This is a genomic window from Terrabacter terrae, assembly GCF_039529575.1.
Lineage (GTDB): Bacteria > Actinomycetota > Actinomycetes > Actinomycetales > Dermatophilaceae > Terrabacter > Terrabacter terrae.
In genome coordinates this window covers 1-6,007 of the sequence record NZ_BAAANB010000200.1, presented here as the reverse complement: position 1 = coordinate 6,007, position 6,007 = coordinate 1, and the positions used below count along the sequence as shown (strand labels likewise).

Sequence of the window (6,007 nt, the reverse complement as noted above, 5' to 3'; positions counted from 1 at the left end):
TGCCGGCGAAGTTACGCCGTACGACGTCCCGCGCGGCACCTGCCCGGTATGCGGAGGTAGCGAGGTTCGGCACCTGGTGATCGGTCTTCCCGCAGACCCGGAATCGATGACCGGTACGCCGCCGTGGGTTGAGTGGGTCGGCTGCCTTCACCCCGGATACGACCGCGAGTGTGACCGGTGCGGTGCCCAATGGGAGTCGGACGATCTGATGCACATCGATACCGTGTGGCCACGAATCGTCCAGCACGCGGGGCAAACCTTCAAGACGTCCACCGGCCTGGAATTCACCTACCGCGTGCCAGGTCAGTTCTTGAGAGTGACTCGTGACGGGCATGAGATTAACCGTTCACTTTCCCGGACCAACTTCGCGAGGGCGCTCGAGGCCATGCCGGTTGATGGTCCTGGGGACATCGCGGATTGCCAGGGCCCCGCGTACACCTGGGCGATCCTCATGGACCCTCGCGTGCGTCGGCAGGACTGGTAGGCACCCGCCGAACCTCAGCACTGGTGGAGCCGACAGGCGGCGGTATGACGTGGGTGGCAACACGCTCATGGCAGCGGGGACCTGTCTGGCCGACCACGCGGAGTGCGCAGGTACCTTCTAGGCGTGGAGGAACTATTCAAGAGTGCAACAACCATGCGAATCGTCTGTGGGGTAGTTGGGGCAGTGGGCCTCGTGTTGATCATCGGCGGCCTGCCCGGGACCGGTACGACAGGGTGGCCAGTGGCCGTAGTGGGTCCGGGATCCGCATTGCTGGCTAGCGCTCTAGCTGGTCTCGTAGCACTCAGGGGAGTGCAAACTTGGAGGGACAAACAGGCGAGCATGCCGCGGCTTCCTCGCGGGAGAATCGAGCGCGTGTGTACGAGCGAGTGCTTGCGCACATCGTTAGTTCTTTTGGCCCTGACGGCGCTCCGCTAAAAGATGAGGCGTCGGTGAGAGCGATGGCCGCCTCTTGGGCGAGCACAGAGACACTCGATGCTCTGTCCCAGTGGTTTCGGTATGGAGCGCGGTACAGCGGCCAAGTTACGAATAAGTCGTGGTCATTCGAACTCGTTTACCGAGTTGTATCAGCCATGAGGAAGGATATAGACCCCGACGTCACAATTTCAAAGAATGACTTGATGAAGATGATCTTCAACGACTACGACGCAACGAAGCATGATTCGCCGACGGTCTTAAGCATTGTACTCAACGCAGCAGGAACCGTTATTGGTCCATGACCGCCCTCGCGTGGTGTGCTGTTCAGTGCCTCGCCAATGGATCGGCATTTGGAAGAGCGACGTGGAAGACGGGGACACCCGCCGATGGAGACGCGTGCGCCAGAGGCCGGAGGCCCTGACGATCAAGAGCAGGGTGAGTGTGAGCTCCGCCATGGTGCGGCGATGGGACGCACCGACTTCTCTGCGAGCGCATGCTTTCCATGCTCGTAGGGCAAGCAGAGTGGAACTCGGCGGGCCAACGCCGCGCGCCCATGGGATCGAGTCCGCATGCGGCGAAATGACGCGGGTCTCGGCGGTTTCGGCGAACCTGCAGCGAGAACAGTGGCGCTGAGCTGGGACGATGGGAGCTTGAGAAGGGATTGCAGAAGGAGTTTCGGGGTCTATGGCCGGGCCGGTCGCCCTACCTAGTCACCCATGCTAAAGGCGACTTTCTAGCTGGGAGCATCGCGAGTTTGGCCGAGCCGAGTTTATGGTGAGTCACACCCTTGGTCTCCTGAAATTGCTAAGAGATTGGCGGGTCTGAGTCCCCAGCACGCACGCCAGGTGGAAGCGTGACGCCTAAGTATTCCGTTCGCCGACAGCTCACGCGCCTGCAGTTGGCACGCGCACGTGTTGAACCGCAGACCGCCTAGGCGTTCCCAGAGGGCGCTGCGGTTGGGGCGAGCGTGGCTCTGGTCGTTGGCTCGTTCTGGGAAATCCAAAGATGATGAGACTGTACCTGCTCCACACTGTCAGAGCAGGGAAAGCAATGTGAGCAGTCCCCCTACCACGATTGCAGTGGCTACGGCCCCGCGGTGCTTTGACCCTCCTCCTGCGAGGTACCCCAAGCCTCCGATAACGGCCACCGCCAAAGCTTGCATACCTAGGTGCCCTTCGTGTTTAAGGAGCCATGACCACCCAAACCTGCCCGGTCCCCAGATGATGAGAAGGGCGGCCAGCACTGAGAAGACCCAGGCAAGGACTACTCTGAATCGGCCCCACAGGCGGCGCAGACGCAGGACCGAAGCTTCGGCGGCCTCTCTTTTGCGACGCTCCTCCTGCAAATCTTGCCCAAGTTGAGCGTGTGCGCGCGCCTCCCTTTCGGCTCGTTGGTCCGCTGCTCGTCGAGCCTCTGCTTCCTCGACCTCTTTCTGTTTGGCTGCCTCAAGCTCCTGAACCGCCCTCTCGGCGGCAACCTTGGCTGCCTCTTGAATATCGCGCGCACGCTTGTCGCTAAACTCGCGAGCAGCCCGCGCCGCCCGCGCGGCCTCCGCTGCCTCCTCCGCGGCTTGGCGCGCCTCAGCAAGCCGTTCGGATTTCTCCGACACGGACTTGACCAAGGCGCCGTTCTCGGTCAGAACGGCGTTCTCGATTAGCTCGCCGAACGATTCGTCCGTGGATTCAACATCCGTGAGTCTTCCCATTAGCAGATCGTCGTTTAGAATGTGGACCGCGGTTTCCCTCGCGACGCCCTCAAAACTCGCGAGATATGACAGGACCTTGGAAGCTGTCTTTCCATAGTCTGTTTGAGTGGTGCGGAACTCCGGCGCCGCGAAGATTTCCATGAATTTCCGGTCGAAGTCGACGGTTACTCGACTGAACGGTCGCAGCACCTGCAGAAGATGGTGTGGCAGCACTACTGTAGCGACACGCTTGCCCTCCGCCGAGGATTGCAAGAAGGATCGGTCAAATGAATGAAGTGAATAGTCATTGGACAAGAGCAACGCTCCTGACCTGAGCGCGTTAGTGCTCTTCGATCGCTGGCGCTGCAGGAACATCCAAACCGTCACGTCGTGATCAAGCGCCTCGTATCGGCGCGGCGCCTTGCTCACCCTTCGACGGTTCTTAAGGTAGTGGTCGAACTCCGCGATAAGTTCGCCTTTGCGCTCCGTGTTAAGGTCTGCCCCGGACTGGTTGTATCGCTGTATGCCTCGGTCTCGCAGCATGTCCTCGACGTGGTCGTAGCGGGCGAGGAATGCTTCAGCGTCAATTTCTCGATTAGCGTTCATAGAGTGGAATTGGCGCTCGAGGCCGAAGCCCACCCCACGGCTCTCCATGTATTGCAGGTACGCTTGGCTCAGCGCTGGCGTGAAGTGACGTTTAGTCAGGTTGGCCCTGGCTACATCAAGAATCTCCAGAATTTCTCGGAGCGTACGCTCGTGATAGTAGAGCTTGAACGGGTAGTGCTCGCTCTTGATGAAGTCAAGTAACTCAACGTCAGCCTGTTGAAGCGGATTGTCTTGAAGACCGAGGACGGCCAGGACCACGTTCGTGTCAAGAAAGAGTTTGAGACTTGGCACCTGGCCCTTCAAATATTCGGCAGTCGAGTCGCTTACGCTGAGAGCGAAGAAGGTGAATGTGCCGTCGAGCAATTCCGACATGTATCGGATGCGGCTTGGGCTGGGCGCCGTGAAGAATGCCCGGATTGCCGTGCGTGCTTTTTCCCGGGATGGGCTCAGGGCAGCCCGCGCTATGGCGTCATCCAGCAGTTTCGGGAGGGTTCCCCTATCTTCGGTTGAGTCACTGCGTGAGTCGAGAAGCTGGACGGCCTCTGCTCCGTGCTGATTGAAAACGAGGCCCAAGTAGTTTTGGAGTGCAGCCCACAGTTTGTCCTCGGACAGTCCGGTTTCCGACACGTCGGAAAGGGCCAGCCACTCACGCCGAACCTTCTCCTCCAGTGCCTGCGACGCTTCAATTCGCTCCGAAAGGGAGGCCTTCACATCCGCGGAGAGGATGATCCTGGGCGGGGTGATGGTTCGGTCTATTTGAAGGCGGCCCGCCTTCAAGTGGTTCTCGATCGCTAGTCGGACGTCCCCAACATCGAGCGTGACTCCGAAGTAGGTCGCCACCGCCAGAGCGAGCTCATTTGGATCGCCTCCACGGCCCACCATCGGATCGATGCTCAGCGTGGTCAGGACCAAACTGTCGACCGCGCTCTGAACCTTGCGCGTCTTGCTCAACGACAACATGTGGCACAGTTGCCGGAAGGCAGGCTCCACCCTCGAACGGGCCGTTTGCTCTGTCATCAAAACCTCCGAGTAGGCGCGAAGGTGACCGTACTAGCGCCAGCCGACATCTGCGGTTAGGCACCCGTTTCAGGACGCGAGTTGTGGGGGCCGGGCCGTGCTGGCGACGTCTCTGATGGTCCGAATGAGACTCGCGGACGACCCCAGGAAGTGCCCGCCCACTGTCGGGAAGACCTCAGTCCCTCGGCGCGGGAGAGATAGGCGAACCGCGTCGTGGATCCGGGGGTAGAAGCTCGCAGATCAATCTGAGCGAGCTGCATCACATGGCCTATGGCTCAGGACTGGAGCGAACCGAATCAGGTGTGGACAAGGCGCGCGTCTGACCCTGGGCGCATGCCGCGGCTGGCGGCTACCTTCCTCGAGGCCGCCGTCGCCGGCTCATCGAGCTGAGGTAAGGCCATCCATGTGAGCTGCAAGGACGTGTGACCCTCGCCAGGCGGCGACATTCCTCGAGGCGGCCTCAACTTCCTCGTGGTCGGGGAGCCTAAGCGGGCAACCCCACAAAATGTCTATTACGCCTCCCCACTTGTCGCCACCATCGACAGTAGGGTCAAGCCACCATCGTCGGGATCTCAGGGGCGCGAAGTGAACGAACAGCCAGAACTGCGGTCCTTCATCTTCGGCCAAGACCTGCCATGGGCGGGAGAGTTGGCCGAGGTTGACCTGTACGTCGAACTGCCATTCTGGCTGATGATGCAACCAGCGAGCGTAACGATCGAACGTGACGGTTGCTCGTTCGTGGTAAACATCTGTATTCCCCAGGTCGAGGTCTTCGTCGGAGAGTGCTTGGACTCCCGTCGCACTATCGCTTGGCGGGGGCCTCAATCAGCTGTGGGTGATTGGACTCCTCCCGACGATCTGCAAGCCATTGCCGAGGAGCGCGATCTCTCTTTCATGTCGCGGCCCTGTAAGACAGTGCTCAGGATTCGCGCCCAAGGCCTTGAGGGTGCATTCGGTCTGACAGATGATGATGCCCCGCCGCGAAGCGAAGCGGAGCGTGATGCATATTGGGATTCGCTTTGCGAGGCTCATATTCCGATCATCAATGAACTCATACAAAGGTATCGCCTAGTCACGTACGACTACTTCGCCTATGAGGTCAGTGCATGGGACGTCCCGATCTGGCACGTGCGGCTCGGCGAGACTTCACGAACCGTAGTACTGATGCCCTACAAGGAGTGGGACTACCGTCCGCTCGAGGTAGTGCCTACGCCAGAGGATGGCGGTGAGCCACCGAGGCGGCCATTCCAGTTCACCTACGGGGGCGCCCTTGATGCAACCGATTCCTCCATCGCTGTCCCCGGAGAGTTTGACTTGTTGGACGCGAGGTCGCTGATGGAGCGTGGAGACTATACGGGGGCCGTCCGTCGTGCGACAACAGCGATCGAGGCCGTTGTCGAGTGGAGACTTCGAAAGGAGTTACTCGAAAGTCTTCCTGCACAGGAGGTCGAGGATCGCTTGCGTGCTAGTCAGAATGACTTCCCCGGACGTTTCCGACAACTGCAGAAAATTCTTGGCACCAAGACGGCGTGGCAGCAACTCGCAGATGAGTTTGAACGCACGCGGAAGATGAGGCACGAGATCGTGCACCAAGCCCGTCGACTGACTCACGAGGAGCGGGGCATTGCGCAGCGATCCGTAGATACCGGGCGGTGGCTTTTCAATCACATCGAGGATGTGCCAAACCGGGCGCGAATTCGTGATTTTGGAGGGCTCAAGTCCGTAGGGCGCGTGGCCATGGCGATGCGGTTCGACACGCGCATCACGGCGAGTGGCGTCGA

The 6,007-nt window shown here is 60.1% G+C and carries 3 protein-coding genes; 2 read left to right on the top strand and 1 reads right to left on the bottom strand.

The genetic code is table 11. The annotated features are described in order from the left end of the window. On the top strand, positions 1–484 hold a 484-nt coding region (locus ABD194_RS20975), incomplete at its 5' end, for a hypothetical protein (RefSeq protein ID WP_343995155.1). A 1,468-nt stretch (positions 485–1,952) separates the two neighbouring features. Here ABD194_RS20975 and ABD194_RS20970 read toward each other — a convergent pair. Continuing rightward, positions 1,953–4,160, bottom strand: a complete 2,208-nt coding sequence (locus tag ABD194_RS20970; RefSeq protein WP_343995153.1) for a cell envelope integrity TolA family protein — start codon at positions 4,158–4,160, stop codon at positions 1,953–1,955. A gap of 651 nt (positions 4,161–4,811) precedes the next feature. Here ABD194_RS20970 and ABD194_RS20965 point away from each other — a divergent pair. Beyond that, positions 4,812–6,007: hypothetical protein (locus ABD194_RS20965; protein ID WP_343995151.1), on the top strand; the 1,196-nt coding region annotated here is incomplete at its 3' end.